At 74.6% G+C, this 18,034-nt stretch carries 17 protein-coding genes and 1 riboswitch; of the genes, 11 read left to right on the top strand and 6 right to left on the bottom strand.

Translation table 11 applies throughout. The features are described from left to right. The first annotated feature begins 18 nt into the window (after positions 1-18). From ACFQ53_RS09040 to ACFQ53_RS09030, 3 genes are read left to right on the top strand one after another with little or no spacing between them, the layout of a single operon-like run. A complete protein-coding gene (locus ACFQ53_RS09040; protein ID WP_377858413.1) occupies positions 19-1,059 on the top strand; it encodes a formylglycine-generating enzyme family protein in 1,041 nt (346 codons plus the stop codon). Next, positions 1,056-1,418, top strand: a complete 363-nt coding sequence (locus ACFQ53_RS09035) for a YidH family protein (RefSeq protein WP_377858410.1) — start codon at positions 1,056-1,058, stop codon at positions 1,416-1,418. The genes ACFQ53_RS09040 and ACFQ53_RS09035 overlap by 4 nt, the downstream gene beginning before the upstream one ends. Beyond that, on the top strand, positions 1,415-1,825 hold the full coding sequence (locus tag ACFQ53_RS09030) for a DUF202 domain-containing protein (protein WP_377858407.1): 411 nt from the start codon (positions 1,415-1,417) through the stop codon (positions 1,823-1,825). Before ACFQ53_RS09035 ends, ACFQ53_RS09030 begins: the two co-directional genes overlap by 4 nt. On the opposite strand, the gene ACFQ53_RS09025 is transcribed toward ACFQ53_RS09030, so the two are convergent. Together ACFQ53_RS09025 and ACFQ53_RS09020 are read right to left on the bottom strand one after the other, a co-directional pair. Beyond that, positions 1,773-3,395: an SDR family oxidoreductase gene (locus ACFQ53_RS09025; RefSeq protein ID WP_377858404.1), complete on the bottom strand. Its 1,623-nt coding sequence runs from the start codon at positions 3,393-3,395 to the stop codon at positions 1,773-1,775. The genes ACFQ53_RS09030 and ACFQ53_RS09025 overlap by 53 nt on opposite strands. Beyond that, positions 3,392-4,672: a ferrochelatase gene (locus ACFQ53_RS09020; RefSeq protein WP_377858402.1), complete on the bottom strand. Its 1,281-nt coding sequence runs from the start codon at positions 4,670-4,672 to the stop codon at positions 3,392-3,394. Before ACFQ53_RS09020 ends, ACFQ53_RS09025 begins: the two co-directional genes overlap by 4 nt. Before the next feature lie 127 nt (positions 4,673-4,799). On the opposite strand from ACFQ53_RS09020, the gene ACFQ53_RS09015 reads away from it, so the two are divergent. Together ACFQ53_RS09015 and crtI are read left to right on the top strand one after the other, a co-directional pair. Then, on the top strand, positions 4,800-5,288 hold the full coding sequence (locus tag ACFQ53_RS09015) for a MarR family winged helix-turn-helix transcriptional regulator (protein WP_377858399.1): 489 nt from the start codon (positions 4,800-4,802) through the stop codon (positions 5,286-5,288). Between the two features lie 34 nt (positions 5,289-5,322). Continuing rightward, on the top strand, positions 5,323-7,938 hold the full coding sequence (crtI, locus tag ACFQ53_RS09010) for a phytoene desaturase family protein (protein ID WP_377858396.1): 2,616 nt from the start codon (positions 5,323-5,325) through the stop codon (positions 7,936-7,938). Between the two features lie 12 nt (positions 7,939-7,950). Here crtI and ACFQ53_RS09005 read toward each other — a convergent pair whose 3' ends face one another. From ACFQ53_RS09005 to ACFQ53_RS08990, 4 genes are read right to left on the bottom strand one after another with little or no spacing between them, the layout of a single operon-like run. Then, positions 7,951-9,501 (bottom strand): FAD-dependent oxidoreductase, encoded by a 1,551-nt coding sequence (locus ACFQ53_RS09005; RefSeq protein ID WP_377858393.1) that lies wholly within the window; start codon positions 9,499-9,501, stop codon positions 7,951-7,953. Further along, positions 9,498-9,896, bottom strand: a complete 399-nt coding sequence (locus tag ACFQ53_RS09000; protein WP_377858390.1) for a lycopene cyclase domain-containing protein — start codon at positions 9,894-9,896, stop codon at positions 9,498-9,500. Before ACFQ53_RS09000 ends, ACFQ53_RS09005 begins: the two co-directional genes overlap by 4 nt. Beyond that, positions 9,889-10,248: a lycopene cyclase domain-containing protein gene (locus tag ACFQ53_RS08995; protein ID WP_377858387.1), complete on the bottom strand. Its 360-nt coding sequence runs from the start codon at positions 10,246-10,248 to the stop codon at positions 9,889-9,891. The genes ACFQ53_RS09000 and ACFQ53_RS08995 overlap by 8 nt, the downstream gene beginning before the upstream one ends. Then, on the bottom strand, positions 10,238-10,873 hold the full coding sequence (locus tag ACFQ53_RS08990; RefSeq protein WP_377858384.1) for a MarR family winged helix-turn-helix transcriptional regulator: 636 nt from the start codon (positions 10,871-10,873) through the stop codon (positions 10,238-10,240). The genes ACFQ53_RS08995 and ACFQ53_RS08990 overlap by 11 nt, the downstream gene beginning before the upstream one ends. A 150-nt stretch (positions 10,874-11,023) precedes the next feature. Here ACFQ53_RS08990 and ACFQ53_RS08985 point away from each other — a divergent pair, with 150 nt between their 5' ends. The 6 genes from ACFQ53_RS08985 to ribH all read left to right on the top strand — a co-directional run bounded on the left by ACFQ53_RS08985 (position 11,024) and on the right by ribH (position 17,888). Next, positions 11,024-12,226 (top strand): polyprenyl synthetase family protein, encoded by a 1,203-nt coding sequence (locus ACFQ53_RS08985; protein ID WP_377858381.1) that lies wholly within the window; start codon positions 11,024-11,026, stop codon positions 12,224-12,226. After that, positions 12,223-13,647, top strand: a complete 1,425-nt coding sequence (locus ACFQ53_RS08980) for a cytochrome P450 (RefSeq protein ID WP_377858378.1) — start codon at positions 12,223-12,225, stop codon at positions 13,645-13,647. The genes ACFQ53_RS08985 and ACFQ53_RS08980 overlap by 4 nt, the downstream gene beginning before the upstream one ends. Before the next feature lie 77 nt (positions 13,648-13,724). Next, a riboswitch (FMN riboswitch) is annotated at positions 13,725-13,852 on the top strand. Between the two features lie 156 nt (positions 13,853-14,008). Continuing rightward, positions 14,009-15,124, top strand: a complete 1,116-nt coding sequence (gene ribD, locus ACFQ53_RS08975; RefSeq protein WP_377858375.1) for a bifunctional diaminohydroxyphosphoribosylaminopyrimidine deaminase/5-amino-6-(5-phosphoribosylamino)uracil reductase RibD — start codon at positions 14,009-14,011, stop codon at positions 15,122-15,124. Between the two features lie 87 nt (positions 15,125-15,211). Then, positions 15,212-15,919: a riboflavin synthase gene (locus ACFQ53_RS08970; protein WP_377858372.1), complete on the top strand. Its 708-nt coding sequence runs from the start codon at positions 15,212-15,214 to the stop codon at positions 15,917-15,919. Then, positions 15,916-17,340 (top strand): 3,4-dihydroxy-2-butanone-4-phosphate synthase, encoded by a 1,425-nt coding sequence (ribB, locus tag ACFQ53_RS08965; RefSeq protein ID WP_377858369.1) that lies wholly within the window; start codon positions 15,916-15,918, stop codon positions 17,338-17,340. Before ACFQ53_RS08970 ends, ribB begins: the two co-directional genes overlap by 4 nt. After that, positions 17,337-17,888 (top strand): 6,7-dimethyl-8-ribityllumazine synthase, encoded by a 552-nt coding sequence (gene ribH, locus ACFQ53_RS08960; protein ID WP_377858367.1) that lies wholly within the window; start codon positions 17,337-17,339, stop codon positions 17,886-17,888. Before ribB ends, ribH begins: the two co-directional genes overlap by 4 nt. Positions 17,889-18,034: the final 146 nt, after the last annotated feature.

Here is an 18,034-nt window from a genome sequence, read left to right as displayed (position 1 = left end):
TGCGGATGCGGTTGCGGCATGCCAGGACGAGAGGACCTCGCGAGCGCGAGCGGACCGTCGGCCCCCGACACCTCTTCGCCGGCCGTCCACGCGCATGACCCCGCCTTCCTCCACACCATCGCCCAGGCCCACCTTCCCACCGGCACCTTCACCATGGGCGACTCCTCGGGGGACAGGAACCGGGCCGATGGCGAGGTGCCGCGCCACCTCATCGCGATCAGCGCCCTCGACATCGACGCGACCACGGTGACGAACGCCGACTTCGCCCGCTTCGTCGAGGCGACCGGGCACCGCACCGAGGCCGAGGCCTTCGGGTACTCCGCTGTCTTCCACCTCGCGATCGCGGCCGACGACGCCGACGTCATGGGGCCCGCCTCCGGAACCCCCTGGTGGGCCGGCGTCCAGGGCGCCGACTGGCGGCACCCGGGCGGCAGACGCTCGAGCATCGACGGACTCGAGGACCACCCCGTGGTGCACGTGAGCTGGAACGACGCCCAGGCGTACTGCGCGTGGGCGGGCCGCCGCCTGCCCACCGAGGCCGAATGGGAGTACGCCTCCCGCGGCGGCCTTGAGGGCGCCAAGTATCCGTGGGGCGACGAGGAGCCGGACACCGGCGGCGACGCCGAGCGCGGCGGCTGGCGCGCGAACATCTGGCAGGGCGACTTCCCGCGCGCGAACACGTGCGAGGACGGCTTCCTGACCACCGCCCCCGTGCGCGCCTTCGCCCCCAACGGCTACGGGCTCTTCCAGAGCGTCGGCAACGTGTGGGAGTGGTGCGAGGACTTCTTCCACCCCGCGACGTACCGTCGGCCCGGGATCACGCCGGCCGTCGACGGCGCCGTGCACGATCCCACCGGACCCGAGGAGGGACAGGCGCGGATCCTGCGCGGCGGCAGCTACCTCTGCCACATCTCCTACTGCAACCGCTACCGCAACTCCGCCCGCTCCCAGAACACCCCCGACTCCTCGATGGGCAACGCCGGCTTCCGCACCGTCGCCCTCACCGCCCCCGCCGACGCTGCCCCTGACGACACCGCCCCCGGAAAGGCCACCGCATGACCGCCCAGCGCCGCTTCCCCGCCTCCGTCTACCGCGACGGGGACGAGCCCGACCCCCGCTTCAGCCTCGCCAACGAGCGCACCTTCCTGGCCTGGCTGCGCACGGCGCTCGCGATGTACGCCGGGGCCTTCGCCCTCGAGGCGCTCGCCCTGCCCGAGGCCGTGGGCTGGCGGGCCGCCGCCTCGATCGTGTTCCTCGTGCTCGGCACCCTCGCCGCCGTCCAGGCCTGGCTGGGATGGAAGGCGACCGAGAAGTCTCTGCGCGCCGGCACCCCGCTGCCGGGTCTCGCCGTCGGCGGGATCCTCGTGGTGGGGGTCGTGGTCGCGGCCGCCCTGGTCACGATCGGTCTGTACGCGTGAGTCCCGATCCGGCCGACGGGTCCGGCGGGCCGGCAGCGACCGGCGGGTCGACAGCGCCCCCGCCCGCCGAGCCCGACGCCGTCTTCGACAAGGGCCTCCAACCCGAGCGCACGCTGCTCGCCTGGCGCCGGACCTGCCTCGCCTTCGGGGTCGCGAGCCTGGTGGGCATGCGGTTCACCGTCGAGGCGATGGGCATCCTCGCCGTTGTCGTCGGCGTGATCGGCGCGGGCCTCGCCGTCCTCGCCTACGCGCTCGCCGCCACCGGATACCGGCGCGCCCACCACAGCCTGCGCGGCCAGGGGATCCTCGCCCGCGGCGGCCTGCCGATGCTCGCCGGCACCGCGGCCGTGCTCGTCATCGGCGCCCTCTGCGCCGGCTATCTCGCGATCGGCCTGCTCGGCGCCTGAGCGCGGAGCGGCCGCGCGTCGGCCCCGATCCCTCCGCTCCCCGACGGTCCTGATCCAGCCCCTGCTGCCGCTTCGCGGCCGCGATGATGTTGCGCGCCATCGAGGGGAACACCAGGGCGTGGAACGGCGAGATGCCCCACCAGTAGAGCCGTCCCAGCAGCCCGTCGGGGAAGTAGACCGCCCGCTGCCGGTACACGGCCCCGTTGCTCTCGTCGGGCCCCTCGTACCCGTCGGTCCCCTCGACGCCCAGCTGCAGCCAGGCCCGCCCGGTCATCCGCATCTCCGCGCGCAGGGTGAGCAGTCGTCCCGGCTCGACCTTCTCCACGCGCCACCAGTCCACCGCGTCGCCCTCGCGCAGGTGCCACGGGTCCCGTCGGCCGCGGTGCAGCCCGGGGCCGCCGACGAGCCTGTCCGCCAGCCCGCGCAGCGACCACAGCAGGGGAGTGGAGTACCAGCCGGACGCGCCGCCGATCCCCTCGATGACCTGCCATATCGCGGCCGGGTCGACGCCCTCGGCCCGTCGCTCGCGCACGTCGGTGAACACCGTGTGCCCCGCCCAGTCGGGGTCCTCCGGCAGCGGCGCCTCGGGCCCGCGCGCGGCCGCCGCGTCGTCGTCCCAGCTCGAGGCGAGATCGCCCGACTTCTGCGCCTCCAGAGCGGCCCGCACCGCCCGGCGGTAGGGGAGGGGCCCGCCGGGCGGTGACCCCAGGACCTCCTCGGCGAGGGGGCGGTGGGTGATCGCCTCGTGGCGCATCGACTGCGCGAGCGGCACCGCGATCGCGAGCGGCACCGGGGTGACCAGGCCGATCCACAGTCCCGACAGCAGCGGCGCCGGCAGCGGCAGCGCGAACACGCGTCGACGCGGCAGACCGGCCTCCTGCGCGTACTCCTCGAGCAGGTCGGCGAAGCGCAGGTCGCGCTCGCCGCTGCCCAGCCCGAACGTTCCCGAGACGGGCTCGGGGACGACGACGGCGCGGGTCAGGTGGTGCAGCACGTCGGTGATCGCGACCGGTTCGATGCGGTTGTGCACCCAGCTCGGGGCGGGCATCACCGGCAGGCGCTCGGCCAGGTGCCGGATGATCTCGAAGCTCGCCGATCCCGCGCCGATCACGGTCGCCGCCTCCAGCACCAGCGTGGGGACCTCGCCTTCGCGCAGGATCTGCGCGACCCGCTCCCGTGAGGCCATGTGCTCGCTGAGCTCCTGGGAGCGCGGGTGCAGCCCGGAGAGATAGACGATCCGGCCGACGCCGGCGCGCTGCGCCTCCTCGGCCATGATCCGCGCCATCCGCGCCTCGCGCTCCTGGTAGCCGCGGCCCCCGCCCATCGCGTGCACGAGGAACACGACCGCGTCGACATCCGCGAGGGCGCGGCGCACGGCCGCGCGGTCGTCGAGATCCGTCACCGCGATCTCGACCTCGTCGGACCACGGACGCGCACGCAGCCGCTCGGCGCTGCGGCCGGCCACGCGCACCGTCAGCCGCTCCTCGAGCAGGCAGGGCACGAGCCGGCTGCCCACGTAGCCGGTGGCGCCCGTGACGAGGACGCGCCGGGTCCGTTCGGCGTCGCTCATGCCTGCGCCCCACTGCCCTCGAGCGCCCGGGCGACGCCCTCCTGCCCGAGCGCCGCGCGCGCATCCGCCGCGGAGTCCAGGGCCGAGGTGGTCGGGCGCGCGCTGGCCCTGGCGCTGCCGGACAGGCAGCAGGCGGTCCCGCACACGTCGGCCGTACCCCCGAAGTCCGTTGCGCAGCGGCGCGGCGCGTCCTCGCGCATCCGCTCCTCGACGAGGTCGGCGAGGGCGGCGACGAAGCGCGCGTCGGTGCCGGGCGTCGGCAGTCGGAGGCACGCGAGCCCCTCCTCCTGTGCGGTCTGCGCGGCCTCCGTGTCGAGGTCCCAGATCACCTCGACGTGGTCGCTGACGAAGCCGATGGGCACCAGCACCACCGCGTCCGCGGCGCCCGTGCTGGCGATCTCCCGGATCGCGTCGTTGACGTCGGGCTCGAGCCACGGCACCTGCGGCGGGCCGGAGCGCGACTGGAAGACGAGCCGCCACGGGACGGGGGAGGCCGAGGCGGGGGAGGCCGGGGAGTCCCCCTCGGCCGTCTCCATGACGTAGCGGCAGGCGGCCTCGTGCTGGGTGACGTACCAGCCGCCCGGCGTCCCGTGCCCCTCCTCGGCAGGTCCGGAGGCCGTGGCCATGGCGAGCGGGATGGAGTGCGTCGTGAAGAGTACCTGCACGCGCTCACGCGGCGTGCCCCGGCGCTCCAGGGTCGCCAGGGCCTCCGCCAGGTGCTCGACGAAGGGGTCGAGGAACCCCGGGTGATCGAAGTACGGCCGCACCTTGTCGATCCGCATCCTGCCCAGCATGCCGGTCTCGACGAGCGCGCCGGCCACATCCTCGCGGTACTGCCGGCACGAGGAATAGGACGAGTAGGCGCTGGTCGCGATCGCCAGCACGCGCCGATGCCCCTCCTCGCGCAGCCGCTCGACGGCCTCGCGCATGGTCGGGGTCCAGTTCCGGTTGCCCCAGTGCACGGGCACCGTGATGCCCCGCTCGCCGAGCTCTGTCCGCAGAGCCGCGAGCAGGCGACGGTTCTGCTCGTTGATGGGGGAGCGCCCGCCGAGCGCCCGGTAGTGCTCGCCGACCTCCGCGAGCCGCTCGTCGGGGATGCCGCGGCCGCGGGTGACGTTGCGCAGGAACGGCATCACGTCGTCCTGTCCCTCGGGACCGCCGAAGGACGCCAGCAGCACCGCGTCGTACGGCTGGGGAACGGCGCGGCGTCCCCGGGGCGAGGCCTCCGTGTCCGGCCGGAGGTCGGCATGGAAGGGGTTCTCGATGTGCGTGTCCACAAGACCTCCGTTAGAGTGGCGAATACGTAGGCAGGCTACGGAAAGAGGTCGGGCGTGTCCATTCGACCCCGCGCGGTCGGGCACAATGTGCTCAGCGACATCGGCGAGAGTCAGGAGGTGGCCGGTCGTGGAATCCGCATCGGGCGACGGCTTCTGGTACCCGCCCTCCCGCGATGCCTCGCCCACGGCGACCGAGCTGCTCGAGGAGCTGCGCGTCTACCAGGAGTCCGGCCACCGCATGCGGTCGCGGATCCGCGAGCACATGCGGATGGGCGAGAAGGACCTGCTGGCCATGCGCCATCTGCTCGCCGCGCGCAGCGCCGGGACGGTGCTGCGGCAGAGGGACCTCGCGGCCAGGCTCGAGGTGCGCGAGGCCTCGGCCAGTGCCCTCGTGGACCGGCTGGTGCGCCACGGCTTCGCCGAGCGGACACCGCATCCCGACGACCGCCGCTCGACCGCCGTCGCCCCCACGCGTCGCGGGGAGCAGCAGGTGCGGCGCACACTGGAGGGCACCCACGCGCGCATGCACGAGGTGGCCTCCTCCCTGAGCCCGCACGAGCGGGCCGTGGTCATCGACTTCCTGCGGCGCATGAACCACGACGTGGACAACAGCTGATCGCCCGCGCGGGCGATGAAGGGCGGGGGCGCTGATGAAGCACAGCCTCCAGCAGAAGGCGGCCGACGACTTCCGCCGCACCGCCGAGGCCGCCGCCGAGCGCGTCATCGGTCGCTACTCCTCGAGCTTCGGACTGGCCACGCGCCTGCTGCGCGAGCCCGTGCGCACCCGCGTGCGCAGCATCTACGCCCTCGTGCGGATCGCCGACGAGATCGTCGACGGCGCCGCGGCCGGCAGCGGCGCCGGCGCACGCCTGATCGCGGCGGCCCTGGACGACTACGAGGAGCGCACCGAGGCCGCCATGGCCGCGGGCTTCAGCACCGATCTCGTCATCCACGCCTTCGCGACGACCTCCCGCGCCTGCGGGATCGGCACCGACCTCACCCGTCCCTTCTTCGCCTCCATGCGGGCGGATCTCGAGGTGACCTCCCATACCGACGCGAGCTTCGCCCGCTACGTCGACGGCTCCGCCGAGGTGGTCGGGCTGATGTGCCTGCGCGTCTTCGCGACCGACGGGGCCGACCGCCCCGTCGAGCCCAGCCCTTCCCTCGTCGAGGGCGCGCGCAGCCTGGGCGCCGCGTTCCAGAAGGTGAACTTCCTGCGGGACCTGGGCGACGACGCCGACGGGCGCGGACGCACCTACTTCCCCGGCATCGACCTGCACGGACCCACCGAGCGCCAGAAGCTCGACCTGCTCGACGACATCGACCAGGACCTCGCGCGCGCCCAGGGCGCGATCGCCCACCTGCCCGTCTCGAGCAGGGCGGCCGTGCAGTCCGCCCACGACCTGTTCGCCGCGCTCTCGACGCGCCTGCGGCGCACGCCTGCCGAGGTCCTGCGCGCACGGCGCGTGCGGGTCCCCACCGCGCAGAAGGCGCTCATCGCCGCGCGCGCCGCCCTCCCCGGGCGCAGGGCCCCAGCGGGCCCGGCCGCGGGCCCCGCGTCAGCCCCAGTCGCGGGCCCGAGGTCGGCGCCGGCGTCGGAGCAGGCCTCGGACCCCGCCCCGCGCGCCGACGCCCGGCGCGTCGTGATCATCGGCGGCGGCATCGCGGGGCTCGCCACGGCCGCGCTGCTCGCGACCGAAGGGCCCCGGGTCACCGTGCTCGAGCGCGGGCAGGAGGTCGGCGGCCGCGCGGGGACCTGGCGCGAGGGCGGCTTCACCTTCGACACGGGCCCCTCCTGGTGGCTCATGCATGAATGCTTCGAGCACTTCTTCGCGCTGCTGGGCACCCGCCTCGAGGACCATCTGGACCTGGTCGACCTCGACCCCGCCTACCGCGTCTTCGGCGAGGAGTACGCGCGGCCGCTGGACCTGTTCGGCGACCGGGAGCGCTCGGCCGCCGCCTTCGAGGCCGAGGAGAGAGGCGCGGGCGATGCGCTGCGCCGCCATCTCGACTCGGCGGGCGCGGCCTATCGCATGGCCACCTCCCACTTCCTCTACACCACGTTCTCGAAGGTGCCCGCGCGCACGCTCCGGGAGCTCGCTCCGCGCTCGCAGGCCCTCGCCCGTCTGCTGGGCGAGTCCCTCCACGACCTCGCCGCGCGCACGGTGCGCGACACCCGACTGCGCCAGGTGCTCGGCTACCCGGCGGTCTTCCTCGGGGCCACCCCGCGGACCGCGCCGAGCCTCTACCACCTGATGAGCGCCATGGACCTCGAGGACGGCGTGCGCTACCCGCGCGGCGGGTTCACCCGCTTCGTCGAGGTGCTGCGCGCGCTCGCCGAGGACGCGGGCGCCGAGATCCGCATCGGCGCCGAGGTCACCGCGATCCGCACTGCGCCGAGGGGGCGGGGCGTCGGTGCGCGCCGCGCGCGAGTGACGGGCGTCGAGGTGCGTGCCGCGGACGAGGCCCTCGCCGCGGATGAGACCCGCGCGACGGGGGCGTCGACCGAGACGATCGACGCGGACGTCGTCGTCTCCGCGGCCGACCTCCACCACACGGAGACCGCGCTGCTGCCCCGGGAGCTGCAGACCTACCCGGAATCCGCGTGGAAGAGGCGCACCTCCGGGCCCGGGGCGGTGCTCGCCATGCTAGGCGTGCGCGGACGGGTGCCCGAGCTGCTGCACCACTCCCTGTTCTTCACCGACGACTGGGACCGGAACTTCGCGCAGATCACGCCGGTGGACGCGCGCGGCGCCACCCGCGCGCCGGACCCGGCGAGCATCTACGTGTGCGCGCCCTCGCGCACGGACCCGACGGTCGCGCCCGAGGGCAGGGAGAACCTCTTCGTGCTCATCCCCGTCGCCCCGGAGACGGCCGACGGCCGGGGCATCGGCCGCGGCGGCATGGATGGCGCGGGCGACGCGGAGGTCGAGCAGGCGGTGGATCGCGCCATCGCACAGATCGCCGAGAGGGCGCACGTGCCGGACCTCGCCGACCGCATCGAGCTGCGCCGCACCGTCGGCCCCGGCGACTTCACCGACGCCTTCCACTCCTGGCGCGGCAACGCCCTCGGGCCCGCCCACACGCTGCGGCAGTCCGCGTTCCTGCGCGGCAGCAACCGCAGCAGGAAGGTCGACGGGCTCCTGTACGCCGGGGGCACCACCGTGCCGGGCGTCGGAGTGCCGATGTGCCTGATCAGCGCCGAGAACGTGCTCAAGCGCCTGCGCGGGGACACGAGCAGCACGCCGCTGCCGGAGCCGCTGTAGACCGCTGGGGTCTTATCGCCGCCGCGACCGGGCGCGGCGCAGCACCCCGGTCATCGGCACCGTCCACCAGTCCTCGCCGCGCACGCCCCAGCGGGCGAGCAGGCTGTTCGCCGCGTGCACTCCCGTGAGCGCGGCACGCTCCATGAGGGCGACCGGCTCCCGTGTGCGCAGCCAGTCCCCGGCGACGACGATGCGCGCATCCGGGGTGTCCACGCCCGGCCGCTCGTCCCACGGCTCGGTGCCCACGAGCGGGCAGTCGTCCTCGACCAGCCACTGCTCGTGGAGGATGCGCGCGTCGGCGAGCTCGGGGTGCAGGCGGTGCATCTGCCGCAGCAGCTCGTCGCGCAGCCGCCCGTCCCGCGCGGCGTCGTCGGCGGCGGCGTCGAGCGCGTAGGCGTGCAGCTCGACCACGCTCCCGCCCCGGCGGCGCGCCCACTCGTGGGCCGTTCTCTCGAAGCGGTCCACGACCGAGACGTTGTCCAGCGGCCCGAAGCCGCTGGTGCCCAGGAACGCGGAGGCGTCCGGTGCGGCCGGTCGGTCGAGCCAGAGCCGCAGCACCGCGAAGGGCGGAGCGTTGCGCTGGGCGGAGACCCGATCGAGCCAGCCCTCCCATCCCGGCACGGCGGCGGCGGTGGAGCCCAGGAGTCCGCGCGCGGAGCGCGGATCGGCCGCCATCACCACGGCGTCGGTGCGCAGGTCGCCCTCCGCGATCCTCACCACGAGCCCCGGCGCTCCTCCGGGCCCGTCGGACGCAGGGCGCGGCAGGCTGTCGATGCCGTGCACGACGACGCCCGTGCGCGCGTCCGCGCCCAGGCCGCGCAGTCGCCCGACGAGCGGATCCCAGAGCGTGGGGGAGTAGACGTCGGAGGGCACGTCGAAGATCAGGCCCTCCGCGGACCCCATGAAGTAGGCGTGGAACATGCCCACGAGCTCCCCGCCGGAGAACTCGCGCGGGTCGGCGAAGAAGGACCGCGCGAAGACCTCGAGCGCGAGGTGCCGGGCGTCGTGGGGGAAGCGGAGCCCGTCGAGCACGTCCTGCGCGCTCCTCCCGTCGAGCGCGCGGAAGGTGCCGGGGAAGTCGACGCGCAGCAGGTCCAGGGCGCGGCGCACGTCGACCCGCGCGAGCTCGCGCAGCGGGAAGCTGTCGCTGCGCAGGGCGAAGGCGGCGACGCTCCACGGCGGGGTGCGGGGGATGCCGCGGAAGGTGTCGCGGGGCCCGTCCGCGAGCTGAAGGGGGTAGTCGCCGATGTCCCGCAGGGCCGCCAGGGACGGGTCGGCGCGCGCGAGCAGTCGGCGCAGCGTGTAGTACTGGCGGAAGAAGGCGTGGAAGCCGCGGCTCATGGAGCGTCCGTCGCCCAGGTCCCACGAGCGCGCCCTGCCGCCCCAGGTCTCGCGCGCCTCGAGGAGGTGCACGCGCACGCCCCGCTCGGCGAGCACGGTGGCGGCCGAGATGCCCGCGATCCCGCCTCCGATCACCACGACGTCGGTCGACGGTGCGTCCTCGCGCCCCGCCGGCCCGCGATGCAGGACGGCCCGGCGGTCGCGGCCGGGGTGAGCGCTCATCGCTGCGCCCTGCCGTGCGCGTCGGCCGCATCGGCCCCGTCGGCCGGGTCGGCCCCGTCGGCCGCAGCCGCGGTTCCCGCCGGCCTCGCGGCCTCCGCCGATCCGGCGCGTGTCCACAGCAGCATCGCCAGCGTGACCATCGCGGCGCCGAAGCCGAAGTCCTCGATCGGGATGTCGAAGGGGAAGCGGATGCCCAGGGTCATCGCGTCGTCGTAGAGCACGATCGGGGCGGAGAGCTTCGTCAGCCAGCCGTCCACGAGGATCTGGAAACCGAGCACGATGGCCATCGAGATCCAATAGGCGGGGCGGCGGAAGAGGCCCGTGCGCAGCCACAGCAGCTCGAGCGCGGGCACGGCGATCAGCGCGATCACGGTGAGGATCGTGTACTCAGGCATTCCGGGACCCCCGCTCCTCGTCGGTGGGGCGGGCCCGGCGGCGCATCCGGCCGAGCAGGATCTCCACGGCCTCGAGGGTGAGCAGCGCGCAGATCGGGATCACCAGGAAGAACAGCAGCTCCTCGAGCGGCATGCCGCCGGGCAGCGTGATCCCGGAGATCTTCGCCGGGTCGTACCACCAGTGATGCCTGTGAATGCCGACGTAGTCCCAGACCAGGAAGATGATCGCGGTGGGGAGGAGGGCAGCGAGCAGCCGACGCGGGCTGCGGTGCACGCGCGCGCCGATCACGAACTCGAGCGGCAGCGTCACCAGCAGGCACAGCCCCAGCAGGATCAGGTACTCACCGTGCATGCGGCGCCCCTGCGCTCCTCGTCGCGCCCTCTGCCCAGTCCAGGCCGGTGGGGGACAGCTCCCGGGCCATGTCGAGCAGGAAGCGGGTGACGGTCCCGCGCTCGTCCGAGCTCAGACGGGCGGCGGCGCGCACGCGTCCCGCCTGCTGCCGCCCCATCGAGTCCATCGCCGCGCGGCGTGTCGCGGGGGACACGGCGATCGTCACCGCCCGACGGTCCGCGGGGTGGTGCCCGCGCGTGATGTGCCCTCCGCGGGCGAGCCGGTCCAGCAGCTTCGTCGTCGCGCCCGAGGAGATGCCCAGGTGCTCGCCGAGCGCCCCCGGCGTCGCGAGCTCACCCGTGTGGGCTGCGGCGATGAGGTAGTGCAGCGCGCGCATGTCCGTCGCGCCGAGGTCCATGAAGGCCCTCGACGCGGTGGAGAGCTCCTCCTCGGCCCGGCGCAGGGCGACGAGCGCCGCCATCAGCTCGTCGATCTCGTGCTCGGCGGACTCGTCGAGTCCCGAGCGGTCGGCGAGCTCCCCGTCGGGATAGCTCGCGGCGAGGTCGTGGACGCGCCAGGGCCGACGGCCGCGGGCGCTCGCGGGGGACTCGGGTGCGGCGGTGTCGCTCGTGCCGGGCTCGGTCATGGCGGCCACCCTACTGCCGGACGACGAATTCTGCTTCCACGGCTGGAATCTTCCCTAGGAAGATGACATGCTGAGGCACCCCGCGGCGCCGCTCGGATCCGCGGGTGCGCGCGGTGCGGATACCGTGCAGACAGGGGGACGATGGTGGAGATGAGCAGCGAGGCGATGGAGGAGATCGATGCCGTCGAGGACCACGTCGATGCCGCGCCGCAGCACGCCGACGCCGTGGGAGACGCTGACCTCCGCCCCGGCGATGGCGTCATGGTCGTGAGCGAGGACGTCCGCCGCGCGACGGCACGTCTGATGGACGAGGGCGCCCGGCGCGCACGCCGCCACGGGTCCGAGGTCCTGCAGCTCTGGGAGGTCGCCGCCGACCACCTGCAAGGGGGGAAGCTGCTGCGGCCGCGTCTGCTGCTGGAGACGTTCGACGCCCTGAGCGCGGCCCTTCCCTCGCGCACGGGCCGGCCCGTCGCCGAGCGGGCCGAGGCGGTGCGTCTCGCCGCGGCGCTCGAGGTGCTCCACTTCGCCTTCCTCCTCCACGACGACGTCATCGACAACGACCTCACCCGGCGCGGCCGCGCGAACCTGGTCGGCGCCCTGCTCGCCCCGAGCTCGGCCTCCGCGGGGACGGACGAGAACCGCGGCCACTGGACCCGCAGCCACTGGGCGCGCAGCACCGCCGTCCTCGTCGGCGACCAGATGCTCGCGCTGGCCCACCAGGTGTTCGCGCGCGCGGATCTGCCCCGCGCCGAGCGCCTCGCGCTGCTGGACGCGCTGGGCGACGCCGTCGCCGAGTCCGCCGTCGGCGAGTTCCTCGACGTCTCGCTCAGCGACGGCGTGATCGCTCCCGACGCGGACGTGATCGCCGAGATGACCCGTACGAAGACGGCGACCTACAGCTTCGAGCTGCCGCTGCGCGCGGCCTGCGTCCTGGCCGACGCCCCCGAGCCCGCGCGCGAGGCGCTCACGAGCGCCGGGCGGCACCTCGGCATCGCGTTCCAGCATCAGGACGACGCTCTCTCCGTGTTCGGGACCGCCGTCGAGCACGGCAAGGACCCCAGCTCCGACCTGCGCGAGGGCAAGCAGACCGCGATCACCGACTTCGCGCGCAGCACCCCGGACTGGCCGCTCATCGACGCGGCCCTGGGACGCGCGGACCTCTGCGCCCCCGACGGCCGCCACGTGCGCAGCCTGCTCTCGGACTGCGGCGCCGAGGCGCACGTCCAGGCGCTCGTGGCCCGTGAGGTGGCGCAGGCGCGCGCCGTCCTGGCGGATGCCGGGGACCTGATCCCCGCGCCCGCCGCCCGCGTGCTCGGCGCCGTGATCGAGGAGCTCGAAGGGAGGGCGCGGTGACCCGTGACCCCACCGGCCGCGAGCCCACCCGCGGGACCGGCCCCCATGGCCCCGGCGGCCGACGCTCGGAGCGACCCGAGGAGCACGGCTGTCCGCTGCACAGCGACATCCCCGGCGCGGGCCCCCTCGGCCTGCGGTCCCTGCTCCGGGACCCGAGGGTGCCCGGCGCGGAGCCGGGAGCGGGGCGCTCGGGGAGCGCCGATCGGCCTGGTACCGACCGGCCTGGTGGCGACCGGCCTGGTGGCGACCGGACCGGCGCCGACCGGCCTGACGGCGCCCGCGTCCCGCGCGTCTGGCGGATCCGTCCGCACCAGGCGGCGCGCGAGGTGCTCCGCCGCCGTGAGGGCACGACCCAGGCGGGGTTCACCGCCGAGGCGATCCCGAGCGGCTGGCTGCGCAGCCACCCGATCCTGCTGTCCGACGGTCCCGGCCACGACGCCCAGCGCCGCGCCGTCGGCCGCTTCTTCTCTCCGCAGGGCATCGAGCGCTCCAGCTCGGCGACCATGGAGCGCGAGGCCGTCCGCCTCGTCGGCGACGCGGTCCGCGAGGGCGGCTGCGACCTCGGTCAGCTCGCCCTGCTCTACTCGGTCGCGGTGAGCCGCGAGATCGTCGGCCTCACCGCCTCGCCCCTGGAGGACATGTCGCGCCGGCTCGTGCGCCTGCAGCGACAGCCGGGCGTCGACCTCACCCGCCCGCGCTGGGGCCGGTCCCTGCCCCAATGGGCGCTCGCCGCCGTCCGCGGACTCGGGCCGCTCGCCGCCTTCCACCTGCGCGACGTGCGCCCGGCGATCCGCCGCCGACGCCGCCACCGCGCCGACGACGTCATCAGCCACCTGCTCGACCAGGGCGCGCGGGGCGCCGACATCCTCGTCGAGTGCGTCACCTACGCGAGCGCAGGGATGATCACCACACGCGAGTTCCTCGTGATGGCGTGCTGGCACCTCCTGGACGACGAGGCGCTGCGCGCGAAGTTCCTCGACTGCGACCGCGACGAGAAGGCCGCGATCCTCCGCGAGATCATCCGCCTCGAACCCGTGGTCGGCCACCTCTACCGCCGCGCCCGGGAGCCCTTCGACGTGCCCGGATGCCCCGCGACGGCCGACGTCCATCCCGGTGACCTGATCGACGTCCATGTCCGGGACGCCAATGCGGACGCGCAGGTCATGGGCGAGGATCCGCTGGAGATTCGGCCCCGCCGCTCGCTGCCGCGCGGGGTCTCGCCGGCTGGGCTCAGCTTCGGCGCCGGGCCCCACCGCTGCCCCGGCGAGCATCTCGCGATCACCGAGTCGGCGGTGCTGCTGGAGCATCTGCTAGCGGCCGGCCCCCGCCTCGTTCGTCCCCCCGAGATCTCCTGGGACGACGTCGTCGCGGGATACCGCGTGCACGGCATGAGGGTCGAGTTCCCTGCGCGCGGTGCCTGAGAGCGGGGGAGTGTTCACACCGCGACACCGACTTCTCGAGCACCCGGAGCGCGGTGCTAGTCTCGCTTGCGAATGAACCACATTCTCCGGGGTCAGTGAAACTCTGAACCGGCGGTGACAGTCCGCGACCCGGCTCCCTCGGGAGTCGGTTGACCTGGTGGAACTCCAGGACCGACGGTAAAAGTCCGGATGGGAGGAGATGTGGCGTCGCTGTGCGCGGCGTCGGCTCGCCGTCGTCCGCCCCGGTGACGCTTCTGCCGCCGTGCCATCGCCCCGGACCACCGCCGATCCGGAGGCTTCCGTGCACGGGCACCACACGCCCCCATCCGCCGCACCCGCGACGCCCGACGAGCGCGCAGCGATGGATCGCGCCCTCGTGCTCGCCGCCCGTGGCCCCGCCGACGACGCGAACCCCCGCGTGGGCTGCGTCCTCCTGGCGGTCGACGGGACCACCCTCGGCGAGGGCTGGCACCGCGGCGCCGGCACACCCCACGCCGAGGTCGCGGCCATCGCCGATGCGCGCGCCCAAGAGAACGTGACCCACGGCGCGACCGCCGTGGTCACCCTCGAACCCTGTGCGCACACCGGCCGCACCGGCCCCTGCACGAAGGCGCTGCGCGACGCCGGGATCGCCCGCGTCGTGTATGCCCTGGCCGATCCCGGCGCCAGCTCGGGCGGAGGTGCTCGCGAGCTCGCGACAGTCGGCGTCGACGTGGTCCGCGGCCCGGGGGAGCAGCAGTCGCGCGAGCTCGTGGCAGGCTGGTACGCGCGGGCCGCCCGGGCCCCCGGGCGGACGCCGAATCCCGAGCACGCTCCCGTCCACCTCGTGCTCAAGACGGCGACGAGCCTGGACGGCAAGGTCGCCGCGGCGGACGGCACCAGTCAGTGGATCACCGGCGAGGCTTCCCGTGCGCACGCCCATACGGTGCGCGCCCGGACCGGCGCGATCATCGTCGGCACCGGCACCGTGCTGGCCGACGACCCGTCGCTCACCGCCCGGCCGGGTCCTGCCGCGCAGCCCGACTCCGCCGCGCAGCCCGACTCCGCCGCGCAGCCAGACCCTGCCGCGGGACCCGACCCGGCCGCGCGGACGCAGCCGCTGCGCGTCGTCGTCGGCCGACGCGACGTCCCCGAGGACGCGAGAGTGCGCGGCAGCGACGGAAGGTTCCTGCACCTGCGCACGCACGAGCCACGGGAGGTCCTCGCTGCGCTCGCCGCTCGCGGCGTCGGCCACGCCGTGCTCGAGGGCGGGCCGGGGCTCGCCACCGCCTTCCTCCGCGCCGGCCTGGTCGACGAGATCCACGCCTACCTCGCGCCCCTGCACCTGGGGGAGAGCGGCCGCTCGGCGCTCGCCGACCTCGACATCGCGACCCTCGCCGCGGCCCCGCGCTGGCGCACCGAGCACGTGCAGCGCCTCGGCGATGACGTGCTCCTCATCGCCCGCCGCGCCGCTCCCGGGCCTGCCCCCGGCTCCTGACCCCCGCTCTTGGGTTCTGATCCCCGCACCCACCCGTCGCCCACCCACCACCGGATCACCCACCGTCCGCTCCCGGAAGGAGACCCCATGTTCACCGGCATCGTCGAGGAGATCGGCACCCTCGAGACCCTCACCCCGCTGCCCGGCGGCGAGGCCCGCCTGCAGCTGCGCGGCCCGCTCGCCGCGTCCGACGCCCGCCTCGGCGACTCGATCGCGGTCGACGGCGTGTGCCTCACCGTCGTCGACCTCACCGGCGACCGCCGATTCGCGGTCGACGCGGTCCCCGAGACCCTGCGCCGCACCGCCCTGCGCGACGCCGCCCCCGGCTCGCGCGTGAACCTTGAGCGAGCGCTGCGGGCCGACGCCCGACTGGGCGGCCACATCGTCCAGGGGCACGTCGACGGCATCGCCTCCCTGCGCAGCCGCCGCGACGGCGGACGCTGGGTCGACCTCGTCTTCTCCATCGACCCCGCACTCGCGCCGCTGATCGCCGAGAAGGGCGCGATAACCGTCTCCGGCGTCTCCCTCACCGTCACCTCCGCGGGCGACGACAGCTTCGGCGTCTCCCTCATCCCCGCGACCCTCGGGGCCACCACCCTGGGCGATCTCGCGGAGGGAGGCCTCGTGAACATCGAGGTCGACGTGCTCGCGCGATACGTGGCGCGTCTCCAGCAGACCGGCGCGATCGGGGCCGACGCACCCGATCCGACCGCCCCCGAGGCCCCCGACACGCCTGACGCGCCTGACGCGCTTGACGCGCCCGAGGCCCCCGAGCCCGAGGCGGCGCGGCGATGAACGGGCCGACGCCGGCGGCGGCCGGGACGGGGGTCGGCGCGCTGATCCCCGGGGCGCGCGGGGCCAGGATCGACGCGGCGCTCGCGGAGCTGCGCGCGGGCCGACCCGTGCTCGTCGCGGACTCGGAGGACCGCGAGAACGAGGTCGACGCCATCATCTCCGCCGAGCTCGCGACCCCGCGCTGGGTGGGCTGGATGGTGCGGCGGACGTCCGGCTACCTGTGCGCCCCCATGCCCGCGGAGATCGCGGACCACCTCGAGCTGCCGCTGATGGTGCCCCGCACCGAGGACTCCCTGCGCACCGCCTACACCGTGAGCGTCGACGCCGCGCGCGGAGTCACCACCGGGATCTCCGCGAGCGACCGCGCCACGACCCTGCGCGCCCTCGCCGACCCCCGGGCCGTGCCCGCGGACCTCATCCGCCCCGGACACGTGATCCCGCTGCGCGCCGTGCCCGGAGGCGTCGGCGAGCGGCCCGGCCACACCGAGGCCGCCGTCGACCTGTGCCGCGCCGCGGGCCTCCCGCCCGTCGGCGCGATCGGGGAGCTGGTCAGGGACGACGGCGAGGTCATGCGGCTCGAGGAGGCGAGCGCCCTCGCCGCCGACGAGGGCCTCGTCCTGCTCACGATCGCGGACCTCGTCGACGGGCTCGGGGAGCACTCGGATCATCGCGGGGGCCCGGAGCGGGATGAGCCTCGAAGCTCTGCACCTGAGCCTGAGCCCCGGGCCTCTCCTCCGGCTCGCGTCGAGCACACGGGAAGCGCCGACCTGCCGACCCGGCACGGCGCGTTCCGGATCCACGGCTATCGCGACCTGCGCACGGGCGCAGACCACGTCGCCCTCGTGGCAGACGCGCCCGAGCGCCCGGACGAGCCGGCCCCGGCGTCCCCGACACTGGTCCGCGTGCATTCGGAGTGCCTGACGGGTGAGGCGTTCGGATCCCTGCGCTGCGAGTGCGGGCCGCAGCTCGAGGAGTCGCTGCGCCAGGTCGCCGAGCGCGGCGGCGCCGTGATCTACCTGCGCGGGCACGAGGGCCGCGGCATCGGCCTGCTCGAGAAGATCGCCGCCTACGACCTGCAGGACCACGGCTTCGACACCCTCACCGCCAACCTCGAGCGCGGATTCGAGGGAGACCTGCGCGAGTACGGCGCGGCCGCCGCGATCCTGCTCGACCTGGGCCTCGAGCACGTCGACCTGCTGACCAACAATCCGCTGAAGGCGCAGGAGCTCGCGCGGCACGGGATCGACGTCGCCCGCACGACCCGGCTGCTCGTCGGCCGCACCGCGCACAACGCCCGATACCTGCGCACCAAGGCCGAGGCGATGGGGCACCTCATCCCCCTCGACACCACCACGACCCCGGCCACGACAACACAGGCCAGCACACCTCTCACCACCACAGGAAGGACACCCCAGTCATGAGCGGAGCAGGAGCGCCCCAGCTGAACACGGACGGCAGCGACCTGAGGGTCGTGATCGTCGCCGCGAGCTGGCACGAGCAGATCATGAACGGACTCATCGACGGCGCCGCGCGCGCCCTGGAGAAGGCGAAGGTCAGCTCGGTAGACCTGGTGCGCGTCCCCGGTTCGTTCGAGCTGCCCGTCGCCGCCCTCCACGCCGCGGCCTCGGCCGACGCGGTCATCGCGCTCGGCACCGTGATCCGCGGCGGCACGCCGCACTTCGAGTACGTGTGCCAGGCTGCGACCCAGGGGCTCACCGATGTCACCCTGCGCACGGGCATCCCCATCGGATTCGGCCTGCTGACCTGCGACACCGAGCAGCAGGCGCTCGATCGTGCCGGACTCGCGGGCTCCGTCGAGGACAAGGGTGCCGAGGCTGCCGAGGCCGCCGTCGCGACCGCCAACGTCACCCGGCGTCTGCAGGAGGAGGCGGAGAGCTCGGGCCACCCGATCAGCAGGTCGGCGGCTCGCTCCGGAGGCGTCGGCTTCCGCGTCGCCGGGGTCGACTGAGCGCGCGGTTCGGGTCCACGCGCACGTGGCATGACCGGCCGCCCGGGCCCGCGCCGTCGTGTCGGCGCGGGTCTCCGGGCGCCCCGTGCACTTCGCGTAGCAGGAGGTCGGGTCACGACGGATAGAGCACGTCACCCGACCTCTGA

Source organism: Brachybacterium sp. NPDC056505 (assembly GCF_042794925.1).
In the GTDB taxonomy this organism is placed as follows: domain Bacteria; phylum Actinomycetota; class Actinomycetes; order Actinomycetales; family Dermabacteraceae; genus Brachybacterium; species Brachybacterium kimchii.
The sequence above is the reverse complement of the archived record's forward strand: the minus strand, read 5'-3'. Positions and strand labels throughout refer to the sequence as shown.